The organism is Deltaproteobacteria bacterium (genome assembly GCA_016874755.1).
GTDB lineage: Bacteria > Desulfobacterota > Binatia > UBA9968 > UBA9968 > DP-20.
The window spans coordinates 1-22,294 of the sequence record VGTH01000030.1 but is presented as its reverse complement, the minus strand read 5'-3'; the positions used below and the strand labels follow the sequence as shown (position 1 = coordinate 22,294).

The following is a 22,294-nucleotide window of genomic DNA, read 5'->3' as shown; positions in this document are numbered from 1 at the left end:
ACACCGACGGTCAATCAGATGAATCGGTTCGTCGATCCCGAGCGCGGGCTCCTCGACCGCCAGATTTTTTCCTCCCAGGAGATTTACCAACAGGAGCTGGAGCAAATCTTTGCGCGCTGTTGGCTCTATCTCGGGCACGAGAGTCAACTGCCCAATCCAAACGATTTCATCACCACCTACATGGGAGAAGATTCGATCTTGCTCTGCCGAGATTCGGACGGCAAGATCCGTGCGTTCTTGAACATGTGCCGGCACCGCGGCAATCGGGTGTGCCGCGCCGACCGCGGCAATGCCAAAGACTTCATGTGCACCTACCATGGCTGGACGTTCGACACCGGGGGGCGGCTTACCGGCGTCCCCGGCATGAAGGAGATCTACTTCGGGCAGTTAGATCCGAATCAGTGGGGACTCGTCCCGGTGGCCCAGCTTGATCATTTCAACGGCCTCATTTTTGCCACCTTCGATCCAAAGGCACCGCCCCTTCTCGAATACCTCGCCGGCCAAGACAAAGAACTCGGCATCATGTTCGACCGCCGGGCCGGCGGCACTGAAGTAATCGGCGGTGTCCACAAATGGGTCATGAACGCCAACTGGAAATACGCCGCCGACAACTTTATCGGCGACGACGGCCATCATACGATTACTCACATGTCGGTGCGGCGTGTGACCGTCGACAAGCGTTATTACGCGCGCACCAATGACGACGGCCCTGATGCCAGCGATGGCCGGATGGCACGCGTCGCGGAGGGCATCATCCGTGACTACCACTTGAAGCATTTCGATGAGCTGGTCGAACGCATTGGCCCTGAGCTAGCGAATCGACCGGGTTTAGTCACGACTATTTTCCCCAACGCATCGCCGAACTTCACTCGTCACATGATCCGCGTCTGGCACCCCAAGGGCCCGGACAAGACCGAGATTTGGTCCTATTGCGTGGTCGACAAGGAAGCGCCGGCCGAGGTCAAGGAAGCCATACGTCTCCATCTGACCCAAACCTTCGGCCCGGCCGGCAACCTGGAACAGGACGATATGAATAACTGGATCCAGTGCACCGATACAGCGCGTGGCTTGGTCGCGCGGCGCTACCCACAAAACGTGCAGGCGCATCTCGGACACGAGGACAAGGCGGGACACATCGGCGGTGGCCGGCGGCTGCGGGCTTTTTACGCCCGCTGGGAAATGATGATGAAGGCCAACGACTGGTCGCAAGTAGACCTCCAGAGCAAATACTACTGACGGCGCACCTGTGAATCACCACGATCTTTGGCATGAGATTCATGATTTCCTCGTCCAGGAAGCGCGGCTTTTGGACGACCGGTCATTTTTTGCATGGCTCGATCTTTTCACCGATGACGTCGTCTACTGGATGCCGGACCGGTACAATCCGCTAGATACGACGAGCCCAACGGATGGCGTCTCCAAGCCCGGCGAGCTGGCGCTGTTTGAAGAGACCAAAGAGACGCTGCACACCCGGGTAGCGAGATTGGCCACCGGCCTGGCATGGGCAGAAGTCCCGCCCTCCCGCACTCGCCACCTCATTACCAACGTGCAAGTCGAGCAGAGTCAAACCGAGTCTGAGGTATCGGCTCACTCGAATTTTTTGATCTATCGGACCCAGCTCGAACATAGCCAAGACTTGTTCGTCGGCACACGCGACGATGTGCTGCGCAAAGTGGACGGCAAATGGAAGATCGCCCGGCGCACCATCCTGCTCGACCAGGCGGTACTGTCATCGGCGAACTTGAGTGTGTTTTTCTAGCAAATTGCTGAAAAAGTCGTAAGAATGCTTCGACAATCTCAGCATGAACGGATTCTTCTCAACGATTTCAACCTCCGATCGGTTCGCCCTGCCTGTCGAAGGGCTCCGAGGAGTTTTTCAGTAGCCTGCTAGCATCTGCCGTTTATCTAGAGGAGATACCCCAATGCAATGGCTTGAGAACGAAGTTGCCGTGATTACTGGCGCAGGGTCGGGGATCGGCAAAGGCATTGTGCATCGCTTCGTTGAAGAAGGAGCCAAAGTCGTGGCCTTCGACCTGTCCGAAGAGCGCTTGAAGACACTCAAGCAAGAGCGCAGCGAAGTCGTGGTCGTCCAGGGTGACGTACGAAAACTCGAAGACAACCGCAATGCGGTCGCCGCGGCCGTCGCCAACTTCGGCAAGCTGTCGGTTTTCGTCGGCAACGCCGGCATTCACGACGGGCGCCGCAAACTCGAGGGCCTGTCGGATGAAGAAATCGAGCAAGGCTACGATGAAGTTTTTGGCGTTAATATCAAAGGCTACCTGCTCGGCGCCAAAGCCGCCTTGCCGGAGCTCAAAAAAACCAAAGGCCGCATGGTTTTTACGCTCTCCACTTCGTCTTTCTATGTCGGTGGCGGGGTGCTCTATGTCGCTTCCAAGCACGCTGCGTTAGGAATGATGCGTCAACTGGCTAACGAGCTGGCCCCGGACATCCGAGTCAACGGTGTTGCTCCTTCCGGTACCGCGACCAATCTCAGAACCGCGCCGTCGCTAGTGGGCAATAATCAAGCTTCAGTTACTGCGTTCGGTGCGGGCCGTAGTGCTGGAGTCGCCAATAACATACTCGATATCAACATCGCTCCCGAAGACCATGCGTCAGCCTATGTGCTACTCGCGTCGTCTCAGTCGAAAACCATGACGGGGACCGTGCTACACACCGACGCCGGCCGCGGGGTCATGACCTTCAACCGGTGATATTCTCGCTGCCAACGCAGAGATCAAAATATCCGGGGTCAGACTTTGAAACATGATTCTACTGAAAAACCTCTCGGAGTCCTTCGACAGGCAGGACGAACGGAATCGGAGTTGAAATCGTTCAGCAATAATCCGTTCATGCTGAGCTCGTCGAAGCATTCTTAGGGTTTTTCCGCAGAATCGAAACATTGACTATCTTGACGCGCCCTTCACCGGCCGCAATCCTTATGAAGCAACGCGTGCGCAAGCACCTATAAGGCACCCGCCAACTTGGCGATCGCCTGCGCGGCACCTTTGTCGATCGGCTCGCCGTCGCCGAAGACGGCGCGCTCGAATTTGAGCTTCGCTAATTTCTTCACACTCTGGTGCGCCTGCGCCATGTCGGCGGTGTACTGCGGATTGGGACCGGCAAGCTTGTTGTCCATGTTGTTCATCGCGTCACCCAAGACCAGCAGCGAACCGACCGGATCGTACACGCAAATGTGTCCAGGTGTGTGGCCCGGCGTGGCGATCATGCGCAGGCCGAACACTTCGTCGTTGTCGCCGACCGCTTTGACTGGGCGCGGCGATTTGATTTGCGGAATATCCGCGGCACCGGCGTAGGCCGTCGCCTTGGGAGCCGCCGTCAACACTTCTCCGACGCTGCCGATATGATCGGGATGGTAGTGCGTCAGGATCACATGCTGCACCGCATCCCAACTGAGTCCGGCGCTGCGCACGACATCGGCGATTTTCGACCCATTGTTGGGCGTGCCGGTGTCGACCACCGCCGCCTCCTTGCCGCGCACCAAAACATAGGCGTTGACAAAACCAAGATTGACCTGCAGCGCCTCGGCGGCGGCCAACTTCTGCGCCGCATGGGCGACGCCGATAGCAAGATCTTGGTTGCCTAACGCGACGCCCCATCCTTTGCGCCCGAAGCCAAAGTTGAGCTCGTTCCAAACGGCAAAACTGCCTAAAGCGACCTGCGCCAACCAGGTTCGTCGACTGACTTGCTTGATGTTCTGCATCACGTACCTCCAGTCTTAAAGAACTCTGTGTGAATGCTTCGATCGATCTCAACGATCCCAACCGTAAAGCCGGATCGCGTTGTCTTGTAGAACCTTCTGCTTGTGAGTCTCTGTTATATCATTTCGCTCGCGCACAGTGGAAACCATGTAGGGAGAGTTGCCATCCCAGTGCGGATAGTCGGAGGCGAACGGGATCACCGCTTCACCAATCTTATCTGAAACATAAGGCAGCGTTGTAGCCGCGGCAATAGGCGGTCGCGTAGTCGCGCTCGGGCAGGTGGGTGACGCCAAAGCCGCTGGTGGGAAACAAAACCGAGATGTCGATGCCCTCCTTGTCCATGTCGCTGAGCCGCGTCGCCACGTCGTTGACGCGCAAGCCGAGCTTACCGTACATGCTCGAATCCCAAACGTCATTGGGCAAGAGCCCGCCCTGGCGCCGGCAATAGGGCTCGGCGATGAACTTTCTCACATCGCCATCGCGATCGCGCACATGGCCATCGGCATCGATGACTTTGACATTACTAACGTTCGGCATGCTCATGGGAGGCCTCTTTTCGTTTTCCGCTTAACACGGCGCTATTTGCCGCGTCAATGTCGAGCCCGCACGGCGATTTTTGTTGACGGCTGATCGGTGCAGCGATAGCGTCGGCGCAAACGGAGTTGCAACGGTGAAATTATATTCGAGGAGACTATGCCATGGCTCAATCCAACCCATTACGTGTAGGTCTTATCGGTGCTGCTGGCCGCTGGGGACCAAGGGCCCATGTGCCGGCGCTACAGGGCATCCCCGAAACTGAGCTCTTCGCCATGTGCACAGCGCACGCGGAGACCGCGCAAGCCGCTGCGCAAAAGTTTGGCGTCGAGTGCGCCTACGGCAGCGACGCGGCATTGAATGCCGATAAGCGCGTCGAAGCGGTCGTCGTCGCGGTGCGCGTGCCGGCGCATTATCAACTGACCAAGAATGCACTCGAAGCCGGCAAGCATGTTTTTTGCGAATGGCCGCTTGGCGCCAACACCAAAGAAGCCGAAGAGCTCGCCGCGCTGGCGCGCAAGAAGAACGTCCGCACGATGGTCGGGCTGCAGCGCCGCGCGGCACCCTCCTACCTGTACATGCGCGAGCTGATCCAGCAGGGCTATGTCGGTCAAATAACCGCGGTCAACATGATGCTGATGAACAGCGGCGTGTTGACGCGCCCATCCGACCGCACCTGGCAGCGCGATGTCACGCTCGGTGCCAACACACTGACGATCACGTTTGCCCATGTCTTCGACGCCATGTGCATGGTCGTTGGCGAGCTTGGCGAACTGTCCGCCATGGTGACAACCCAGGTACCGCAATGGTTCGAAACCGATACGAAAAAATATGTCGAAGTCACTTCGCCTGACAACGTCACGGTTCAAGGACGATTGGCGAATGGGGCGGTGGTGAACGCCTACTGCGGCGTTCACCCTTATCTCGGCAGCGGCCACCGCCTAGAGATTTACGGCAAAGAGGGAACCTTAATGATGATCGGCGGCGGCGAGGGCGGCGAAGAGAAGAGCCGCAAGCTCATGGGCGGACACAAAGACGATAAGACGTTGCAAGACTTGATCGTTCCAGAGAAGTTCAAATGCGTGCCGGAAGCCGTCCGCACCGGCGGCGCAGCCTATGACGTCGGCCAGATGTGGGTGAAATTTGCCGAGAGCATTCGCACGGGCTCGCCGATCGAATCCGACTTCGATCACGCAGTGCGCCGGCACCGTTCACTGGATGCGATCGTCCGCGCGTCCGAGACTGGCCAGCGGCAGAAGCTCACGTTGTAAAACTAGGGGCATTCGGAATATCTCGCGCAAAGGCGCAAAGGACGCAAAGTTAAAGGATTCCGATCTCAGCGTTCTCTGCGCCTCTGCGAGAGGAAAGTCGGCAAAGAAAATGCGATTGACAGACTCGCCGCCTTAGCGGTAGCGTGAGCAAAAAATCGATTTCCTTCGCGGGAGGAGAACTGACATGGCACATCGAGCAGTGGAAATTCATGACAGCTTGAAACATCCGGTGATTGACGGTGATGGTCACTGGATGGAGCCGATTCCGGTTTTTCTTGAATATCTGCGCGAGGTGGGCGGTGCCAAAGCCGTCGACAACATTCGCAGGCTCTGGCGCGGCCGCGACGCCTGGTATCGCGCGACTCCCGAGGAGCGCCAACACAATCGCATCCGGCGCGCCATCTGGTGGGGCATCACGACCGATACCTACGACAAGGCCACCGCGCTGCTGCCCAAACTGTTGAACGAGCGGTTGCCCGAGCTGGGCATCGATTTCGCGCTGATGTATCCGACCTTCGGGCTTAGCGTCAACGGCATGTCCGAGACCGAGCTGCTCCTGCCCTCGGCGCGCGCTTACAATATGATGACCGCCGATATGTTCGCGCCCTACACCGAAAGATTCGCGCCGGTGGCGATCATCCCATCCCAGACACCGCAGCAGGCTCTGGAAGAATTGGAATACGCCGTGGTGCAGCGCGGCTATCGCGCGATAATGCTGCGCGGCAACCAGGAGCGGCCGATTCCCAGCGCCGCCGACGGCATCGATGCGAAAAAGGCCTCGTGGTACATCGACACCATCGCCCTCGACAGCCCCCACGATTATGAACCGGTGTGGAAGCGCTGCGCCGAGCTCGGCGTCGCCGTGACGCAGCATTCAGGCAGCGGCCGCTGGATGGACCGCGCTTCGATCAACAACTTCGTCTTCAATCACGTCGGCCACTTCGCCGAATCGAACCATGCCTTTGCCCGAGCGGTTTTCCTGGCCGGCCTGGTGCACCGCTACCCTAATCTCAATTTTGGTTTCATGGAAGGCGGCATCAGCTGGGCCTGTCAGATGTGCCTCGACATGATCGAGCATTGGGAAAAACGCCGCCGCGAAGGCTTGCAGTATCCCAGCAGCACTAGCATCGCCGACATGCACAAGTACATCGAGCAATACGGCGACAAACGGCTGAAAGACAACGCCGAGGCGATCATGGGCAGCCTCGACGTTTTTCGCCCGGAATGCAGCATTGAAGAGCTGAGCCGCGCCGAGTTCGTCACCGACGATTTCGCGGCCACAGGAGTCAATTCCAAAGCGGACATTCGCAAGGTCTTCAATCAAAACTTCTTCTTCGGCTGCGAGGCCGACGACCGCGCCACCATGTGGGCCTTCGACAAGCGCATGGGCGTGCGGCTGCGGCCGGTGTTTAGCTCCGACTTCACCCACTTCGACGTGCCGAGCTTCGCCGAGGTGATCCCTGAAGCTTACGAGCTAGTCGAGCACGGCTGCATCAACGACGAAGATTTTAAGGAATTCATTTTCACCAACGCCGCGGCATTGCACACGCGCAACAACCCTAACTTTTTCAAAGGCACCGTGGTCGAGAAAGCCGTGGCCGCGGAGCTGGGGCTAAATAGAACAGCGAAGGTGGCCGCGAGGGCGTAAGTCATATTTCCCCTCCTCAAGGGGTCTCGAGCGCTCGACAAAGGGAATCGATGTTGCGTGCTTGGGCACCCCTTGGAGAGAGTGGGACTGACCTCGCCCATCCAGGTTATTTGCAAAAAAGTCGCTTTTACTGCTTGCCTTTTTCCTGCCCCGCTTTGCTAATGAGTTCCGCATAAAATTTACTCATCGGCTTAGGGTCGAGATAGCCCATCATCTGGTACTGCTTGCCTTCCTTGCGGCGGTAACCCGGGAGCACGTCATCTTTGGGAATATCGATGCGCATGGAATCGGACCCGCTGACGACGATCTTGTTCAACACTCGCTGCCAAGTCGACTGCCCTTCACGAGAGAGCAGCCAATTGATAAACACGATGGCCGCGTTCGGGTGCGGCGCCTTATCGAAGAACCCTAAAACGCTGCTGTTGCCGCTGCCCAGTACACCGGCTTCTTTGATCTGATCTCCGGTTAAAGCCTCCACCGGGATGCCGACTTTTTGCGCTTCTTCGATGCCGCGGCAAAGAAAACAAAACGTGTATCTCCCCCGGGCGAGCCAATCGGTCGATTGGCGCCGGTCCCGCGAGATGACGATTTCCATGTCTTCGAAGAGCGTCTTGAGAAACTTGGCGCCGATCTGCTCGTGGTAGTAGAGCGCGACCATCGGCGTCGGGATCGTCGCCCCGGCGCCATCGTTGAAGAAGCCGATCTGACCTTTCCACTTCGGTTTGACGATGTCCCAGTACGACTGAATCTCCTCGACATTGGCGAGTTTGCTGGTGTTGTACGCGACACTCGCAGAGCCGGGCGTTCCCTCAAAGATCAGGAGGTACTTCTCCTCGGGATCGCTCCAGAGGTGCTTGCCGCCGTACCATTTCGTGGTGTCGACAACCTCGGGCAGCATGAGAATCGGCCGCAGCGGCTGCAGGTACTTGGCCTCATAGGCTTGCCGCAGAATCGATGGTCCCGATGCAAAGACGTCGCCGACGTACTTGTTGGCGCGCCGCTCGGCAATGATGCGCTGAATCAGCTCGGTGTGGCCCAACACCGTGACGACTTTGATTTCCGGATAGCGCTTGTTGAACGCCTCGACAATAGCGGGATGGGTGACATCGGGCAACCCGTAGGTGTTGAGCTGCCCTTCTTTCTTCGCTGCGGCAACAATGCGTTCCCACGGGTCATCGGCTTTGACCGCCGCGTCGAGGTGACAATTGAAGTGGCCGATTAACCACAGTGCCGCGCTCAGAACAAGCAGTTGATGCCGATTTCGCATCGTGCGCATTCTCCTACCTTCTCTTACGCCTCAGTTCCGCGACACACCAGATTCCCTGCGACGTCACAAGCGCCGTTTAAAACCCCCGGCGAGCTCGACATCGGCACCGGACATCGCTCCCGATCTCCGCTACGAAGCCGCGACCTTTTCTTCTTGCTCAACGCTTTTGCGCACCGACGGCCGATTCATCATGCGCTCGCGCCATGCGCTATACGCCTTGAGATCTTGTACCGGCAAGCCGCTGCGCGCCGCCCAACCATAAAAGACCAGCGCGTAGGGATCGGCCGCAGTGAACTCTTTGCCCATCACCCAGTCGTTGCCCTGGATCATGGAATCGATCTCTTGCAGATTGGCGAAGAACATTTTCTTGCCGTTTTCCTTGACGCCGGCGTAGGCCGCTTCACCTTCGGCGAACCGCTCGGGGCGATGCAGGCGCTGGTATGACGGATGCACCACGCTGGAAAACCAGCACATGGTGCCGACGCAACGACCGGCCTCCGCGGCGTCGCTGGGCAGCAGCTTGCTCTGGGGAAACTTCTGCGCCAGAAACGTGAGAATGCCCGTATTCTCTACGAGCACCTTTCCGTCGACGCTCAGCGCCGGCACTTTGCCGCGCGGGTTGATCTTCTGGTAGGCCTCGGTGCGCTGCTCACCCTTGGCCAGTAACACCGGCTTGAGCTCATAGGGCGCGCCGGTTTCTTCGAGGCCGATGTGCGAAGCCAGCGAGCACGCGCCGGGACTAAAATAAAGCGTCATCATGTTGAAACACCTCCTGAACGGTCAGTTGATTCTAGGGCAACAGTAATCGCTGACCGGTCAGCCTGTCAAACCATTATCGGTTGAATCAACATCGGCCTTGCACTAGCATGACCGCGAATCATTGCGACCATCGCCAACGGAGATGCCCATGCGACTGAAAGACAAAGTGACCATCATCACCGGCGCCGCCCACGGCATCGGCAAGGCCTACGCGCGCCGCTTCGCCGAAGAAGCGGCTCATGTGGTCATCGCCGACATCGATGCGGCGGGCGGCGAAGCAACCGCTAAAGCGATTCTGGATGCCGGCGGCTCAGCCTGGGCGCGCACCACAGATGTTACCAAGCTGCCCAACATTCAAGGGCTGATGCAGGAGACGGTGAAAAAAATTTGGCCGCATCGACGTGCTGCTCAACAATGCGGCGATTTACGTCACGCAGAACCTCTGGAAGGGGCCGGTGGAAGAGCTGGCGCTCGACGAATGGGACCGGGTCATCGAAGTCAATTTGAAAGGCGTGTTTCTTTGTTCCAAGGCGGTGATCCCGATCATGAAGCAGCAAAAGAGCGGCAAGATCATCAACATCGCCTCGGGCACGTTCTTCAGCGGCTCGGGCAACATGCCGCACTACACGACGGCCAAGGGCGGCGTCGTGGCGTTGACCCGCGTAATGGCGCGCCAACTGGGCGAGTTCGGCATCAACGTCAACTGCATGACGCCGGGCTCGACCATGAGCGAAGAAAATGTCTCAGATGAAGTATTAGCGCGGCGCGAAGGCAGCGTCGGCAAGCGTGCTTTCAAACGTGTCGAAACCCCTGCCGATATCGTCGGCACAGCGCTTTATTTGGCGAGCTCGGACAGCGATTTTGTCACCGGGCAACTACTTGTCGTCGAGGGCGGCGGCGTGATGCACTAAAGCGCGAAGGGCAAAGAGGTAAGTGCAAAGCGTAAGATACACATCTGGAGTTCGTGCTCTTTGCTCTTACCGCTTCGCTCTTTGCCCCTAACCCGAGGTGCCTGCCACGCCGTAGACGTGGCCGCACTGGTCGCAGAAGATCACTTGAAACGGGCTGGAGATAAACTGTTTGCCGCGCGCCGGGCCACTGCTGCTTTTGCGCGCGATGACATGTTCGATCCCGACTACCGCGCATTTGGGGCAGCGCGGTTCGGGCTCCAGTTTTTGCTTAAACTCGTAGTTGAATCGATAACCGTTGCTGCCGGCTTCCTCCTTGGCCTCCTCTTCTTCCTCCTGCTGAAAGGCCGACCAATTGGCGCGATCGTAGGAGGCGCGCTTTTCGTCGTTGGAAAGCACGTCATAGGCTTCCATGATCTGCTTTAACTTTTCTGCCGCGTCGTCGTCGTCGGGGTTGCGGTCCGGATGGTATTGAAAGACGAGTTTGCGATAGGCGCGTTTGATGTCGTCAGCACTCGCGCGGCGCTTCACGCCCAAAAGCGAATAGTAGTTTGCGTCGCTATCCAATGCTCACCGTGCCCCGTGCCCTGACTCAACGCCGCCAGCGCGCATAGCGTTCCGTCGCTCGGCCCCGCTGCTTGTACATATTGACGCCCATATCGTAGATCGCCGAGGCGCTCCGTTCGTCGGTGAGACGCTCACCACGCTCGGTCTCACCTTCGATCTTGAAGCGGGCTTCGGCGCCAGCGCTTTCCACATTGGAGATCCGCACCAAGTTGATATTCTTGCCGTCGAAATAGCCGCCTAAAGAGCGCAGCATCTGGGAGAGTGAAAGAAGATCGAGCGGCGCCGTAGCATCACGCCGGTTGCTTTGAGCGCGGCTTTCCAATTCATCGATGTCGGCGGCGGAATATTCCAGCAAAACCGGCGTCGGCGCCGGCGGCGCTTGGTAACCGCAATGGACCTCGAAACGATCGCGCTGGCGGCGAATGTCGAACGTTTTAAGTCCGCGTGTTTCCAAGTCTTGACCGATAACGCGCAGCGCTCGCGCGTTAGAAAGAGCGGGCATGCGAGAATGCCTCCACGAAAACCCGTTGAGTTCCTGGGCGGGTTCCATCCTACCCTCGAGCCAAATATCCTTTGGCTCCCATCCTGACGGCTGCCACGGGCGGACCGTCTCCACTCAATTTGGCTAGCAACTGCGGCCGGACCTGAGAGTCTCTAGCGAGGTCGTATTATAAGAGCGCTGCGATTCGCTGTCAAAAAAAATTTACTCGCCGGGCCTTAGGCGGCGGGCACTGCTGACAAAGCGTCCATCACGCCGATCATGCTGTCGCGGGTCACCAACTTTTCCAACTCCGCTTGGCTCAGTTTTTCCGTGCCTTTGGGACGAAGCGGTAATACCAGGTAGCGAATGTCCGCCGTGCTGTCGTGGACCCGGACCTGCACATCGTCCGGCAAGACCAGACCAAACTCGCGCATCACGCCGCGCGGATCGACGACTGAGCGCTGGCGATAGTTCATGCTTTTGTACCAGTCGGGTGGGCGGCCGAGTATGGGCCTGGGATAACACGAGCATAAGGTGCAGACCACCATGTGTCGCACCTTCTCGGTGTTTTCCAAAACGACAAATTCGTTGATGGCAGTGGCGTCGATGCCCATTTCCGCGCAAGCCGCTTTCGGATCGGCGATGAAGCGTTGCTTAAACGCAGGGTCGGTCCAGGCACGGGCCACCAGCTTGGCACCATTAACCGGCGAGCGCGCCTCTTGATATTCGATCTGGCATTGAATGTCTTTCTCGCTAATAACACCCTTCTCGACCAAGAGCGCGCGGATCGCATAGATTCTTTTGGCGGTGGCGCTCAATTCATGTTTTGGATGGTCATGGCCGTGATCGTCGGCGGGGGTAGCTGTCGTAGTCATTGGGATAGACCTCCTACGCGGCTTTTTCCAGCCAATGGTCGTAAATGTCGACCAGCAATTTGTCCGGTGTATTTTGGCGATACCCTTCCCAGAGGTCGGACTGCGCAAACGCGATTAGATACAGAGTCCGCTTGGGCAAACCATCGCCGCCGTGGCCGAGCGATTCCGGATTGAGAAAATCACCGTAGACCCGTTCAACAAAGCCAGTCTTGCCGCGGACGTACCACGGCGTGCGGATGTGGCCCGGGCGATCTTCGAAGCGCACCTTCACGCGATCGCCAGGACGAAACCGGCCGGTCGCCGGTGCAAAGGTCATGGCTCACCCCACTTTTTTTCGAACTCGGCAACTTTGCGGTCAATTTCTGCGCGCGTCAGGATTTTTTTTTCGATCAGGATGCCCTCGATGCTGGCAATCCAACGCTCGTAGTAGGAAGAATTTTTATAGGCCGCCGCATCCATCTCCTCGCGCAGCCGGCGCAGCTCATCGGTGCGCTTGACACCGCGTGCGCCCAACGCCTGGTTGACGGCGTCTGCGAGAATTTCCCAGTCGGCAAGTTCGTGCTGGCTCTGATCGATCGGCCCGGCGCCTGGCAACCCACCGACATCATGATGTCCTCGTGCCATTCGAACCTCCTGGAGATCCCTTAGATCAGCCCTTTAGGCGATTGGCTAGGGAGTTGTGTTCTTCTTTGATACCGACCGGCAAATGATCGCCGTAGGTGTCAAAGTATTCGCTTTGGCTCTTGAGATTGTTTTTCCAGCCGTCGCGATCGATGGCGACGAGCTGGTTCAGGTCGCTTTGAGAAACATTCAACCCATCGCCGTTCAGCGCGGCCGCTTTGGGCACGTAGCCGATGGGCGTCTCATCGGTGGCGCCGGCACCCTTGCAACGCTCAATCACCCAGCGCAGCACTCGCAGATTTTCGCCGAACCCCGGCCAGATAAACTTGCCTTGGTCGTTGCGCTGAAACCAATTGACGCGGAAAATCTTCGGTGGGTTGGTCGCCCGCTTCGACATCGACAGCCAATGGCCCCAATAGTCGCCCATGTTGTAGCCGCAGAAGGGCAGCATCGCCATTGGATCGCGGCGCACAACGCCGACGGCGCCCGTGGCTGCAGCCGTCGTCTCCGATGCCAGGGTCGCACCGAGGAACGTGCCGTGCTGCCAATTGAACGATTGATAAACCAGCGGCACGAGCTTGTTGCGCCGCGCGCCAAAAAGCATGGCGCTGATCGGCACACCTTCGGGCTTCTCCCATTCGGACGAGTAGGTCGGGCATTGCTTGAGCGAGACTGTGAAGCGCGCATTGGGATGGGCCGCCGGTTGTCCGCTCGCCGGGTCCCAGGCTTTGCCGCGCCAATCATGCGCGTTGTTCGGCGTCGGATCGTCGTGGCCTTCCCACCAGACGGTGCCGTCGGAGCGCAGCGCCACATTGGTAAAGATCGTGTCGTTTTTCACCGTGGCCACGGCGTTCGGATTGGTATTAGAGCCAGTGCCGGGAGCGACGCCAAAGAAGCCGGCTTCCGGATTGATCGCCCACAGCCGACCGTCCGAGCCAACCCGCAGCCAAGCGATATCATCGCCGACGGTGTGAATCTTCCAACCTTTCATACCGGCGGGCGGCACCAGCATGGCGAGATTGGTTTTGCCGCAGGCGCTCGGGAACGCGCCGCAGACATAGGTAACTTCGCCCTCGGGGCTTTCGATGCCAACGATCAACATATGTTCGGCCAACCAGCCTTCTTTTTGGCCGAGCTTGCTGGCGATACGCAACGCCAAACACTTCTTTGCTAGAAGCGCGTTGCCGCCGTAGCCGGAGCCGACGCTCCAAATCGTATTATCCTGGGGATAGTGGCAGATAAACCGCCGCTCCATATCGAGATCGGCTTTGGAATGTAAGCAGCGCGTAAAGTCATCGGAGTTGCCGAGATGATCGAGAGCGACTTTGCCCATGCGCGTCATCATGCGCATGTTGAGCACGACGTACACGCTGTCAGTGACTTGAATGCCGACCTTGCTAAATGGCGACCCCTGCGGCCCCATCAAGAACGGGATCACGTAAAGCGTTCGGCCGCGCATGGCGCCGCTGAAAATTTTCGAGAGTTTATCGTAGGATTCCGATGGCGCCATCCAGTTGTTATTGGGACCGGCATCCTCCTGCCGCTCGGTGCAAACAAACGTCAGATTTTCCGTGCGCGCCACGTCGTTAAGCGCGCTTCGATGGAGATAACAGCCCGGTAATTCCTTCTGATTGAGCGGCATCAAATCGCCGCATTGCACCGCGATCTGTGTGAGTTTCTCCTTTTCGGCTTCCGATCCATCGCACCAGTAAACATTGTCGGGCTGACACATGGCAGCCATGCTTTTAACCCAGTTTTGGATGTGCGGATTGGCAGGTACCGTACCAGATGAATTACTCATGAGCAAAACTATCTCCCTTTTCCAAACTTCTCGGTGGTTGCTGAGTTAGATCCAAAGACTTCATGGACGACTCGAGGTCATACGCCGGCCTGCGACCGGGTCCTAGCAGTCTGCGTAGGCTATCCGATTGGACACCGGAATGTCAACCGAACCTGCGCGCTGCGTGCCGCATCTTAGACTGCGAATACCCGCGCCAAGCGCCATCGGCCAATACCGCCATCGGTGCCCCACTGCGCCAGCGCGACCAGCGTGTCATGGCCATCGGTAATCCGCACGAAGCTTGCACCATCAGCGGGCCGGGGTAGCTTGTGCAAAGTGTCTTGCTGCCCTTGGCGCAGCTTCGACAACGTTGCGCTGTCCCATACAATCACCGATAAATGCGCTAGCGCTTGCGACAATCCGATCAGCGGCACCGTGCCGCTCGAACAAAGCGCTTCCAATCGATCGACCGTCACCGCTTGCTCAACCGTTAAGTGCTCACAGGCGGTCCGGCGCAGTTCGCGCAGATGGGCACCGCAACCGAGCGCCTGTCCCATGTCGTGTGCCAAGGTCCGGACGTAGGTACCGCGCGAACAGCTGACGTCGAACTCGATCTCCGTCGCGCCGGCGCGCCGCAAGCTCAATGAAGATATGGTAATTTGGCGCGCTGCCCGGTCCACTTCTTTGCCCTCGCGGGCCAGTTGGTAGAGCCGCATGCCGTCTTTTTTCAACGCCGAGAACATCGGCGGAACCTGCTCAAGCTCACCGGTAAATTTTCTTTCAAGCGCCTCGATCTCTTGCGCGCTTAGATCCGGCACAGGACGCTCGGCTAATACCCGACCCGTACAATCCTGAGTGTCGGTCTCGGTACCCAAAACCATCAGCGCGCGGTAGCTCTTGACCCCGCCAAGAAAGAGATCGGCGATTTTGGTGCCTTCGTTCACGCCCAGGAGCAGCAGCCCCGAAGCAAACGGATCGAGCGTGCCAAGATGACCGATCTTTTTCACACCGAGCAATTTTTTGACCCGATGTACGACCTGCGCTGAGGACGGTCCGACAACTTTATCGATGAGTAGAATGCCGCTTTGAGTCATGGTGAACCAATACGATGACTAGCACCCTACACCTTTCGCGTAAAGAATTTCTAATCACCACGGCAAAGCAGGTTCTCTAGGATGGAACTGCGCGTTGAAGATACTCTGATAGAATTCGTTGGTCGCTTTTGCGCGAACAAGCCTGCTATCGGCGGCGCATCTGGAGCCCCATAAGACCGCCCGGGCCGGCGGAAAGAAGTTAGAGGCTCGCCGGCTCGGGGACTCCCGCCGTCGGTGCATCATAGGTGTAGGCGACCGACACCGTACCGTTCCAACTTGCGCTGAGCGTGCCATTGATGGCCGTGTTCAGTGGAAAAACCGGTCCTGCGTCAGGAATGGTTTCGGGAACGACATCGCCGCTAAGTGTAGCGATAAGGTTGAAGATGCCTGGGCCGCTAAACGATGCGAGCGGCAGTGCCAACGCCGCTGTTCCATTGAAATTGCTACCATTGGTGGTGCTGGCATTACAGTTGGTGGTTGTCGTGCAGCTGGCACTAAAGGTTTGCGGTGAGGTTTGCGAGACGATGCCATTGCCGCTGAGCACATGCCCGACCGTAGCGTCGGAAACAAACCGCGAACTGAACCTGCACACTGGTCAGGTTAAACGAGACCTGCTGTTGTGCTACCCTGTTGCGGAACAGTTGACTAATTTTAAACCCGTCAAAGCAAACTTCAGACCGTTTTTCCCTGCAAGTAAAATCAACTGCTTAGCTAAACAAACAGCATCGGGAAATATCAGCATAGCTTACAGATTGCGCGGCCTTGTGGATTAACCCGAAGCGCGTCGACATATTCGCAAAATTCGTTGTAATGCCAGCTACTTGACAAAACTGCGCGCGGTTCAAGTTCGTAAAAAACTTTTACACAAAACAGGAACGCAGCAGTTTTTTGGGAGCGAAGGCTCTCAAGCTTGCGGGCAAAGGATTATGAGCGAATTTGCTTCAACAGTGAATCGATCCGCTGCGCTTCATCTTGGGATTCGTCGTAGGTGAACTCGATTGCCGGGACAAATTTCAGTTTCAGCTGCTTGGCGACTTTCGAGCGGATGAAACCCGTGGCACTCTTCAACCCGGCTAAAGCTTCTTTAAGATCGCCTTGGCCACCCAAGCGATTGAAAAAGATCCGCGCGTGGCGCAAATCTTTGCTGACCTTGGCGCCGGTCACCGTGACACCGGCGATGCGCGGATCGCGCAACTCTTCACGCAGTACTTCGGCGATCAGCTCGACGAGCAGATCGCCGACTCGATCAGCGCGCTGGTAATCCATCGATTGTTAATTCAACAGAAAAGAATGTCGGTTTCGGCGGCGCCCACTTCGGCAAGGCCTAGATCATCGACGAAGTCGACAATCTTATTCAACGTCGCTTCGATGATCGGCCGGCTGCTACCCGCCAGGGCGAAACCGAGCACGGCGCTTTGCCAAAGATCGTGCTCGCCGCACTCGGTGACTGACACGTTGAACTGGTTGGCCACCCGCGCCTGAATGCGTTTTAACACGCCGCGCTTGCCTTTGAGCGAGTGGTTTTCCGGCAATAGCAAATTAAGCTTGAGCACCCCGATGACCATCAGCTTTACTTGCGGCCCGCATTAGCGCTGCTCGGCGGCCGTCGCCCGCTGCGCTTCACGTCCGGTTGGCGTGGGCGCAATGCGCCGAATGACCGGGATGCGCTCAAACGCTTCGAGGACGTCGCCCTGCTTGATATCCTGGAAGCCCTCGAGGCCAAGACCGCACTCGTACCCCGCCGCCACTTCGCGCGCATCGTCTTTGAAACGTTTGAGGCTGGCCAGTTTGCCTTCGTGCACAACCACCTGATCGCGCAGCAAGCGCACCTGGCTGCCGCGGGTGATTTTGCCTTCGCTCACATAACAACCGGCGATGGTGCCAACGCCTTGAATATTGAAGGTCTGGCGAATTTCCACCCGCCCATGGGTCTGCTCGCGGAAAGTCGGTTCGAGCAAGCCTTCCATGGCGGCGCGCACATCGGCCACCGCCTCGTAAATGATCGTGTAGAGCCGCACATCGACACCCTCTTTGGCCGCCAATGCCGCGCCCTTCGATTCCGGGCGAACGTTAAAGCCGATGACCACCGCATTGGATGCGGCGGCAAGCAAAATATCGCTCTCGGTGATGCCACCGACCGAGCCGTGAATAACGCGCAGCTTGACTTCGTCGGTCGACATACGCGTCAGCGCATCGGTCACCGCCTCTACTGAGCCCTGCACGTCGCCTTTCAACACCACGCGCAACTCTTTGACATCGCCGGTCTTGATCTGGTCGTAGAGCTCGTCGAGTGAGACCTTGCTGGTCTTGACCAGTTCGGTTTCGCGCTGTTTGCTCTGGCGGAACTCGGCAACCTGGCGCGCCTTCGATTCGTCGGCCACGGCGACAAAGGAATCGCCGGCCAGCGGCACGCCCTGCAAACCGAGAATCTCGACCGGAAACGCCGGCGGCGCTTCTTCGACTTTTTGCCCATGATCGTCGATCATGGCGCGCACTTTGCCGTGGAACACACCGCAGACAAAGGCGTCGCCGACGCGCAGCGTGCCTTCTTGAACGAGCACGGTGGCAACTGGGCCGCGGCCGCGGTCGAGTTTGGCCTCGACGATGGTGCCGCGCGCGAGCTTGCCCGGGTTGGCTTTCAGCTCCAGGATATCGGCCTGGAGCAAAAGCATTTCTAGAAGATGCGGAATGCCCTCTTGGGTTTTGGCTGAGACCGGTGCAAACACCGTGTCGCCGCCCCAGTCTTCGGCCGCCAAGCCATGCTCGGCGAGACCGCGCTTTACTTTTTCGAGATTGGCATCGGGCCGGTCAATCTTGTTGACCGCGACGATGATTGGCACCTCGGCGGCGCGCGCATGATTGATCGCTTCAATCGTCTGCGGCATGACACCGTCGTCGGCAGCGACAACCAACACCACGATGTCGGTAACCTTTGCGCCGCGGGCGCGCATGGCCGTAAACGCTTCGTGACCCGGCGTGTCGAGGAACGTCACACTGCGGCCCTCGACGGCCACGTGATAGGCACCGATATGCTGGGTAATGCCGCCATGCTCTGAAGCCGTCACGTTGGTGCTGCGAATCGCATCGAGTAACGAAGTTTTGCCGTGGTCGACGTGGCCCATGATCGTCACCACCGGCGGCCGCGGCTCAAGGGCCGACTCTTCTTCTTCGACCTGATGCTCCACTTCCAAGGCGCTGTCGGCATCGAAGGCGACGTTTTCCACCGCGTGATCGAACTCCGACGCGATCAATGTCGCCGTGTCAGCATCGAGCACCTGGTTGATGGTCGCCATCATGCCCATGCTCATGAGCTTCTTGATGACCTCGCCCGCTTTAACGCCCATTTCACGCGACAAATCACCGACGGTAATGACTTCGGAAATCTTGATAACGCGCTTGCTCGCCTTGGGAACCGTGATTTCGGTTTTACGCTGCTCCTTGCCGGGCAAGGCTCGTTTCTTTTTCGGCACCCGGCCGCCGCCACGCAACTCCTTCTCACGAAACTCAAGCACATCTTGCTTCTTAACGACGCGTTTCTTATGCCGGCCGGACTTAGGCTTATCGCCGTCGGTGGTTACCGGCGGTTGTGCGGCACCATCGCGCAATGCGCCTGCAGTGCCATTGGGGGCCTGCCCTGCGCCTGGCGCGGGACGCCGTCCCGGCGGTGGCGGCGCAGGCGTTACCGTGCGCCGCAAATCGATACGGCCGATGATCACCGGTCCGCGTGGCGCATCTTTGGCCGGCGCCGCAGGTCGCGGCGCGGCGCTCACAGTAGCTGGAGCAGGCGCTGCAGCGGGCGGCGGCGGTGCTGCTTGCGGCTTTACTTGTTGAGCCGGTGCTACTTCAACGGCTTCCTGTTGCTTGGCCTCCAATGGGGCGGCCTCAACAGCGCTCGCCTCCACCGGCAACTCAACGATCGGCTCGGGCTCGGGGACAAATTCAGGTTCTGCCACTTGTTCAGGCAAGACCGCGGCAAACTCTTCCGCGGTCATTTCGACGGGAACCTCGTGCTCGGGCTCCATCACTTCCACCGCCGGCCGAGTTTCCGTTGCAAGCGGCGCTGGCACTGCGTCCTCTACCGGCTGGGTTTCGGCAACCACCGCCTCGGCCTGCGGCACCTCTTCGCGCTTGGTGCGGCGGCGAATAACGCCGACGCCGACGCGCCGCTCAACCACAGTTTCGCGCGCCTGCACTTCACCGTGACTTTCGTCTTCGGTTTTGACGACCCGGTCGGCGACGACCTTCTCTTCGCCGACGTGCACCTGCGGCTTCTCCAAAGCGGCGAAAACCGCGCGCACACGCGCGACTTCATCGTCCTCGAGCGTGCTTTGCGACTTGCGGCCGCGCATGCCCAATTTGTCCAACTGAGCGACCAGATCTTTGGTTTCGACACCTAAGTCTTTTGCCAGCAGGTGGACTCGCATTTTTGCCATACTCGTTTACTCCCGGTCCCTTACCTGTAACGCCTGAATCAATGCTTCTTTGGCGTGCTTGCTCAACTCCATGTGAAACGCGCGGTGGTGACTCTTCTTGCGCAAAAACTCCTGCCAGCAGGACGGCGTTGCGTGCAGGTAACCGCCGCGTCCCACGCGGTCCCTACAATCGATCTCAAGCCGCCCGTCATCGCGCGCCGTCAAGCGAATCAAGCCTTGCTGCGCGGCGCGCTGGCCGCAGCCCAAGCAAGTGCGCAGCGGCACATGACCACTCTTGGCGACGACGCGCTGCGTTACGGCTTCTCCTCCGCCGGAGCTTCGGCCGGCGCCGCGCTCGCGGCTTCAGCCGCCGCGGCCCGCGCCGCCTCCTCTTCGGCTTCTTTACGCTGCTTCTCAGCGATATATTCCAGCGCCGATTTATGCAGTGACGCCGCCTTCTCCGGGCTGATGCCCTCCACATCCATAATTTCTTCCAACGTGCTGGCTGCCACTTCCTCGGCCGATTTGAAGCCCTCTTGGAAGAGCAGCTCGGCGGCAAAATCGCCGATGCCGGGAATCGCGCCGATCGACGCGCGCGCGATGCGCGTCTCTTCCTCAGCTTCCGCTTCGCTGCGCACGTCGATGCGCCAGTTGGTCAACCGCGAGGCCAGCCGCACGTTCTGCCCCTTCTTGCCGATCGCCAAAGAGAGCTGGTCGTCGGGCACAATCACTTCCATGCTGTGGTCTTCGTCGTCGATAATGATTTTTGAAACCTTCGCCGGCGCCAAGGCACGGCAGACATATTCCGCCTGATCGGGAATCCAGTGCACGATATCGATCTTCTCACCGCGCAGCTCCTGAACCACCGCCTGCACGCGCGTGCCCTTCATGCCGACGCAGGCGCCCACCGGATCGACATCCGGGTCATTGGAAACCACAGCGATTTTCGCCCGCCCGCCGGGCTCGCGCGCGGCGCCCTTGACTTCGACGATGGCTTCGTAAATCTCCGGCACTTCCTGGGTAAACAGTTGAATCAACATACCGGGGTGAGTGCGCGAGAGAATGATCTGCGGCCCGCGGCTGGTGTTATCGACGCTGACGATGTACGCGCGAATGCGGTCGCCCTGGCGGTAGCGCTCACGCGGCACCTGTTCTTTTTCCGGCAGGATCGCGTCGGTGCGGCCGAGGTTGACGATAATATTGCGCTTCTCGAAACGCTGCACGATGCCGTTGACCAATTGGCCGGCACGGCCTTTAAACTCGTTGTAAATAATCTCGCGCTCGGCGTCGCGCACTTTCTGCACGATGTTTTGCTTTGCCGCCTGAGCGGCGATACGGCCAAACATACTCGAATCGAGCTTGGACAAAAGCTCGTCGCCGACTTCGGCGTCGGGGTCGAGCAGCTCGCGCGCTTGGCCCAGCGTGATCTCGGTGGCCTCATCTTGCACCGTGTCGACCACCGTCTTGGCTTCGAACAGCTCGACCTCGCCGATTTCGGGATTGAACTGCGCCTCAATCTTGCGCTGGTGGCCGAAGGTTTTTTTGGCCGCCGAGACCATAGCGTTTTCCAGGGCACTGATGAGGATCGATTTATCGATGCCCTTTTCTTTACTGACCTGTTCGATGACGCGATTGAGATCTTGCTGCATACTAGGCGCTCCAGTCGTGCTCATAATTTGACTTTTCGATCTGCGCGAAGGGGATTTCGTGCTCCACTCGATCTTGCATGACTTTGATCTTGTCCGCCCCCGCTTCCTGCAAGATGCCGAGGAACGAACGGCGGCCGTCGATCATGTCGCGTGTGCGCACGCGAATACGCTTACCGACAAATTGCGAGAAATGCTCCGGACGGCGCAGTGGTCGGTTGATGCCCGGCGAGGACACTTCCAAGGTGTAGGCGCCTTCGATGCAATCAGCTTCATCGAGCCGCTCGCTCAAGAGCCGGCTCATCCGACTCAAGTCGTCAACGTTGGCGCCGCCCGGCTTATCGAGATAGAGCCGCAACACCCGGCCGCTTCGCCTGCCGTCGCGATGAAACTCGATATCGACGATCTCCATCCCTTCAGTTTCGGCTAATGAAGCTGCCAGTTCCCATATCCGGGTGAGCGTGGCGTCCATGTTTTTTGAGCCTAGAAACAAAAAAAGCGGGCAGAGCCCACTTTGAGTCAACCTCCTAAGTGTAGAAAATTTCTACCATAGTGGCAGTTACGATTGCAAGCCTGCCGGCCCATCCATAACTCCGCTCTAAGGTTCCGCACCGACGGTCAACGGCACATACGTAGACGCGGATGCTGGGCGGCAGTTTGGGGCGGTATAATCGAGCGGGTGACCCGGCGACTGGTCAGCGCCGCTGTTCGT

Annotated in this window: 23 protein-coding genes and 1 pseudogene; 7 read left to right on the top strand and 17 right to left on the bottom strand. The window is 58.5% G+C overall.

Annotated elements, in window-relative coordinates; all coding sequences use genetic code 11:
• Positions 1-18: 18 nt before the first annotated feature.
• The 3 genes from FJ145_17635 to FJ145_17625 all read left to right on the top strand — a co-directional run bounded on the left by FJ145_17635 (position 19) and on the right by FJ145_17625 (position 2,711).
• Positions 19-1,236 (top strand): Rieske 2Fe-2S domain-containing protein, encoded by a 1,218-nt coding sequence (locus FJ145_17635; protein ID MBM4263238.1) that lies wholly within the window; start codon positions 19-21, stop codon positions 1,234-1,236.
• 10 nt (positions 1,237-1,246) lie between these two features.
• Positions 1,247-1,759: a 3-phenylpropionate/cinnamic acid dioxygenase subunit beta gene (locus tag FJ145_17630; protein ID MBM4263237.1), complete on the top strand. Its 513-nt coding sequence runs from the start codon at positions 1,247-1,249 to the stop codon at positions 1,757-1,759.
• Between the two features lie 163 nt (positions 1,760-1,922).
• On the top strand, positions 1,923-2,711 hold the full coding sequence (locus tag FJ145_17625) for an SDR family NAD(P)-dependent oxidoreductase (protein ID MBM4263236.1): 789 nt from the start codon (positions 1,923-1,925) through the stop codon (positions 2,709-2,711).
• A 251-nt stretch (positions 2,712-2,962) separates the two neighbouring features.
• On the opposite strand, the gene FJ145_17620 is transcribed toward FJ145_17625, so the two are convergent.
• Positions 2,963-3,721, bottom strand: a complete 759-nt coding sequence (locus FJ145_17620; protein ID MBM4263235.1) for an MBL fold metallo-hydrolase — start codon at positions 3,719-3,721, stop codon at positions 2,963-2,965.
• Positions 3,722-3,769: 48 nt separating this feature from the next.
• Positions 3,770-4,135: a hypothetical protein gene (locus FJ145_17615; protein ID MBM4263234.1), complete on the bottom strand. Its 366-nt coding sequence runs from the start codon at positions 4,133-4,135 to the stop codon at positions 3,770-3,772.
• Between the two features lie 282 nt (positions 4,136-4,417).
• Between FJ145_17615 and FJ145_17610 the strand changes: the two genes are divergently transcribed.
• Together FJ145_17610 and FJ145_17605 are read left to right on the top strand one after the other, a co-directional pair.
• Entirely contained in the window at positions 4,418-5,524 is a 1,107-nt protein-coding gene (locus FJ145_17610; protein ID MBM4263233.1) for a Gfo/Idh/MocA family oxidoreductase, read from the top strand.
• A 184-nt stretch (positions 5,525-5,708) separates the two neighbouring features.
• Positions 5,709-7,172, top strand: coding sequence for a hypothetical protein (locus FJ145_17605; GenBank protein MBM4263232.1), 1,464 nt, complete (start codon positions 5,709-5,711; stop codon positions 7,170-7,172).
• Between the two features lie 127 nt (positions 7,173-7,299).
• Here FJ145_17605 and FJ145_17600 read toward each other — a convergent pair whose 3' ends face one another.
• The gene (locus FJ145_17600) at positions 7,300-8,448 is read right to left on the bottom strand and encodes an extracellular solute-binding protein (GenBank protein MBM4263231.1); all 1,149 of its coding nucleotides are present in this window, start codon (positions 8,446-8,448) and stop codon (positions 7,300-7,302) included.
• Positions 8,449-8,568: 120 nt separating this feature from the next.
• The gene (locus FJ145_17595; GenBank protein ID MBM4263230.1) at positions 8,569-9,198 is read right to left on the bottom strand and encodes a glutathione S-transferase family protein; all 630 of its coding nucleotides are present in this window, start codon (positions 9,196-9,198) and stop codon (positions 8,569-8,571) included.
• A 154-nt stretch (positions 9,199-9,352) separates the two neighbouring features.
• On the opposite strand from FJ145_17595, the pseudogene FJ145_17590 reads away from it, so the two are divergent.
• Positions 9,353-10,109: pseudogene (locus FJ145_17590) on the top strand (SDR family oxidoreductase).
• Positions 10,110-10,196: 87 nt separating this feature from the next.
• On the opposite strand, the gene FJ145_17585 reads toward FJ145_17590, so the two are convergent.
• From FJ145_17585 to truB, 7 genes are all read right to left on the bottom strand, one after another.
• The gene (locus FJ145_17585) at positions 10,197-10,673 is read right to left on the bottom strand and encodes a hypothetical protein (protein ID MBM4263229.1); all 477 of its coding nucleotides are present in this window, start codon (positions 10,671-10,673) and stop codon (positions 10,197-10,199) included.
• A 25-nt stretch (positions 10,674-10,698) separates the two neighbouring features.
• Positions 10,699-11,175 carry a hypothetical protein gene (locus FJ145_17580; protein ID MBM4263228.1) on the bottom strand — a complete coding sequence of 159 codons (477 nt, stop codon included), beginning with the start codon at positions 11,173-11,175 and terminating at the stop codon, positions 10,699-10,701.
• A 215-nt stretch (positions 11,176-11,390) separates the two neighbouring features.
• On the bottom strand, positions 11,391-12,029 hold the full coding sequence (gene nthA / locus FJ145_17575; protein MBM4263227.1) for a nitrile hydratase subunit alpha: 639 nt from the start codon (positions 12,027-12,029) through the stop codon (positions 11,391-11,393).
• Between the two features lie 13 nt (positions 12,030-12,042).
• Positions 12,043-12,345, bottom strand: a complete 303-nt coding sequence (locus FJ145_17570; GenBank protein ID MBM4263226.1) for a nitrile hydratase subunit beta — start codon at positions 12,343-12,345, stop codon at positions 12,043-12,045.
• On the bottom strand, positions 12,342-12,653 hold the full coding sequence (locus FJ145_17565) for a nitrile hydratase subunit beta (GenBank protein ID MBM4263225.1): 312 nt from the start codon (positions 12,651-12,653) through the stop codon (positions 12,342-12,344). The genes FJ145_17570 and FJ145_17565 overlap by 4 nt, the downstream gene beginning before the upstream one ends.
• Positions 12,654-12,678: 25 nt before the next feature.
• Positions 12,679-14,451, bottom strand: coding sequence for a phosphoenolpyruvate carboxykinase (GTP) (locus FJ145_17560; GenBank protein MBM4263224.1), 1,773 nt, complete (start codon positions 14,449-14,451; stop codon positions 12,679-12,681).
• Between the two features lie 173 nt (positions 14,452-14,624).
• Positions 14,625-15,524 carry a tRNA pseudouridine(55) synthase TruB gene (gene truB / locus FJ145_17555; protein MBM4263223.1) on the bottom strand — a complete coding sequence of 300 codons (900 nt, stop codon included), beginning with the start codon at positions 15,522-15,524 and terminating at the stop codon, positions 14,625-14,627.
• A 296-nt stretch (positions 15,525-15,820) separates the two neighbouring features.
• Between truB and FJ145_17550 the strand changes: the two genes are divergently transcribed.
• Complete coding sequence (locus FJ145_17550; GenBank protein MBM4263222.1) at positions 15,821-16,297, top strand: hypothetical protein; 477 nt, start codon at positions 15,821-15,823, stop codon at positions 16,295-16,297.
• Between the two features lie 151 nt (positions 16,298-16,448).
• Here the strand turns inward: FJ145_17550 and rbfA are convergent, their stop codons facing one another.
• The 6 genes from rbfA to FJ145_17520 are packed head-to-tail and all read right to left on the bottom strand — an operon-like array spanning position 16,449 to position 22,054.
• A complete protein-coding gene (rbfA, locus tag FJ145_17545) occupies positions 16,449-16,790 on the bottom strand; it encodes a 30S ribosome-binding factor RbfA (protein MBM4263221.1) in 342 nt (113 codons plus the stop codon).
• A gap of 11 nt (positions 16,791-16,801) precedes the next feature.
• The gene (locus FJ145_17540; GenBank protein MBM4263220.1) at positions 16,802-17,089 is read right to left on the bottom strand and encodes a DUF503 domain-containing protein; all 288 of its coding nucleotides are present in this window, start codon (positions 17,087-17,089) and stop codon (positions 16,802-16,804) included.
• Between the two features lie 21 nt (positions 17,090-17,110).
• The gene (infB, locus tag FJ145_17535) at positions 17,111-19,957 is read right to left on the bottom strand and encodes a translation initiation factor IF-2 (GenBank protein ID MBM4263219.1); all 2,847 of its coding nucleotides are present in this window, start codon (positions 19,955-19,957) and stop codon (positions 17,111-17,113) included.
• A 6-nt stretch (positions 19,958-19,963) separates the two neighbouring features.
• On the bottom strand, positions 19,964-20,221 hold the full coding sequence (locus FJ145_17530; GenBank protein ID MBM4263218.1) for a YlxR family protein: 258 nt from the start codon (positions 20,219-20,221) through the stop codon (positions 19,964-19,966).
• A 29-nt stretch (positions 20,222-20,250) separates the two neighbouring features.
• Positions 20,251-21,585 carry a transcription termination/antitermination protein NusA gene (nusA, locus tag FJ145_17525; GenBank protein MBM4263217.1) on the bottom strand — a complete coding sequence of 445 codons (1,335 nt, stop codon included), beginning with the start codon at positions 21,583-21,585 and terminating at the stop codon, positions 20,251-20,253.
• Position 21,586: 1 nt separating this feature from the next.
• Positions 21,587-22,054, bottom strand: coding sequence for a ribosome maturation factor RimP (locus tag FJ145_17520; GenBank protein MBM4263216.1), 468 nt, complete (start codon positions 22,052-22,054; stop codon positions 21,587-21,589).
• Between the last annotated feature and the right edge of the window lie 240 nt (positions 22,055-22,294).

Bases quoted from the DNA above. Each gene is read 5' to 3' on its own strand.
- FJ145_17580 (MBM4263228.1), bottom strand. From the start codon at position 11,175: ATGCCCGCTCTTTCTAACGCGCGAGCGCTGCGCGTTATCGGTCAAGAC.
- FJ145_17610 (MBM4263233.1), top strand. From the start codon at position 4,418: ATGGCTCAATCCAACCCATTACGTGTAGGTCTTATCGGTGCTGCTGGC.
- FJ145_17560 (MBM4263224.1), bottom strand. From the start codon at position 14,451: ATGAGTAATTCATCTGGTACGGTACCTGCCAATCCGCACATCCAAAAC.
- nthA (MBM4263227.1), bottom strand. From the start codon at position 12,029: ATGACTACGACAGCTACCCCCGCCGACGATCACGGCCATGACCATCCA.
- FJ145_17600 (MBM4263231.1), bottom strand. From the start codon at position 8,448: ATGCGCACGATGCGAAATCGGCATCAACTGCTTGTTCTGAGCGCGGCA.
- FJ145_17565 (MBM4263225.1), bottom strand. From the start codon at position 12,653: ATGGCACGAGGACATCATGATGTCGGTGGGTTGCCAGGCGCCGGGCCG.
- FJ145_17625 (MBM4263236.1), top strand. From the start codon at position 1,923: ATGCAATGGCTTGAGAACGAAGTTGCCGTGATTACTGGCGCAGGGTCG.
- FJ145_17570 (MBM4263226.1), bottom strand. From the start codon at position 12,345: ATGACCTTTGCACCGGCGACCGGCCGGTTTCGTCCTGGCGATCGCGTG.
- rbfA (MBM4263221.1), bottom strand. From the start codon at position 16,790: ATGGATTACCAGCGCGCTGATCGAGTCGGCGATCTGCTCGTCGAGCTG.
- FJ145_17520 (MBM4263216.1), bottom strand. From the start codon at position 22,054: ATGGACGCCACGCTCACCCGGATATGGGAACTGGCAGCTTCATTAGCC.
- infB (MBM4263219.1), bottom strand. From the start codon at position 19,957: ATGGCAAAAATGCGAGTCCACCTGCTGGCAAAAGACTTAGGTGTCGAA.
- FJ145_17595 (MBM4263230.1), bottom strand. From the start codon at position 9,198: ATGATGACGCTTTATTTTAGTCCCGGCGCGTGCTCGCTGGCTTCGCAC.
- nusA (MBM4263217.1), bottom strand. From the start codon at position 21,585: ATGCAGCAAGATCTCAATCGCGTCATCGAACAGGTCAGTAAAGAAAAG.
- truB (MBM4263223.1), bottom strand. From the start codon at position 15,524: ATGACTCAAAGCGGCATTCTACTCATCGATAAAGTTGTCGGACCGTCC.
- FJ145_17620 (MBM4263235.1), bottom strand. From the start codon at position 3,721: ATGCAGAACATCAAGCAAGTCAGTCGACGAACCTGGTTGGCGCAGGTC.
- FJ145_17635 (MBM4263238.1), top strand. From the start codon at position 19: ATGAATCGGTTCGTCGATCCCGAGCGCGGGCTCCTCGACCGCCAGATT.
- FJ145_17615 (MBM4263234.1), bottom strand. From the start codon at position 4,135: ATGACGTTTGGGATTCGAGCATGTACGGTAAGCTCGGCTTGCGCGTCA.
- FJ145_17550 (MBM4263222.1), top strand. From the start codon at position 15,821: ATGGCCGTGTTCAGTGGAAAAACCGGTCCTGCGTCAGGAATGGTTTCG.
- FJ145_17605 (MBM4263232.1), top strand. From the start codon at position 5,709: ATGGCACATCGAGCAGTGGAAATTCATGACAGCTTGAAACATCCGGTG.
- FJ145_17540 (MBM4263220.1), bottom strand. From the start codon at position 17,089: ATGGTCATCGGGGTGCTCAAGCTTAATTTGCTATTGCCGGAAAACCAC.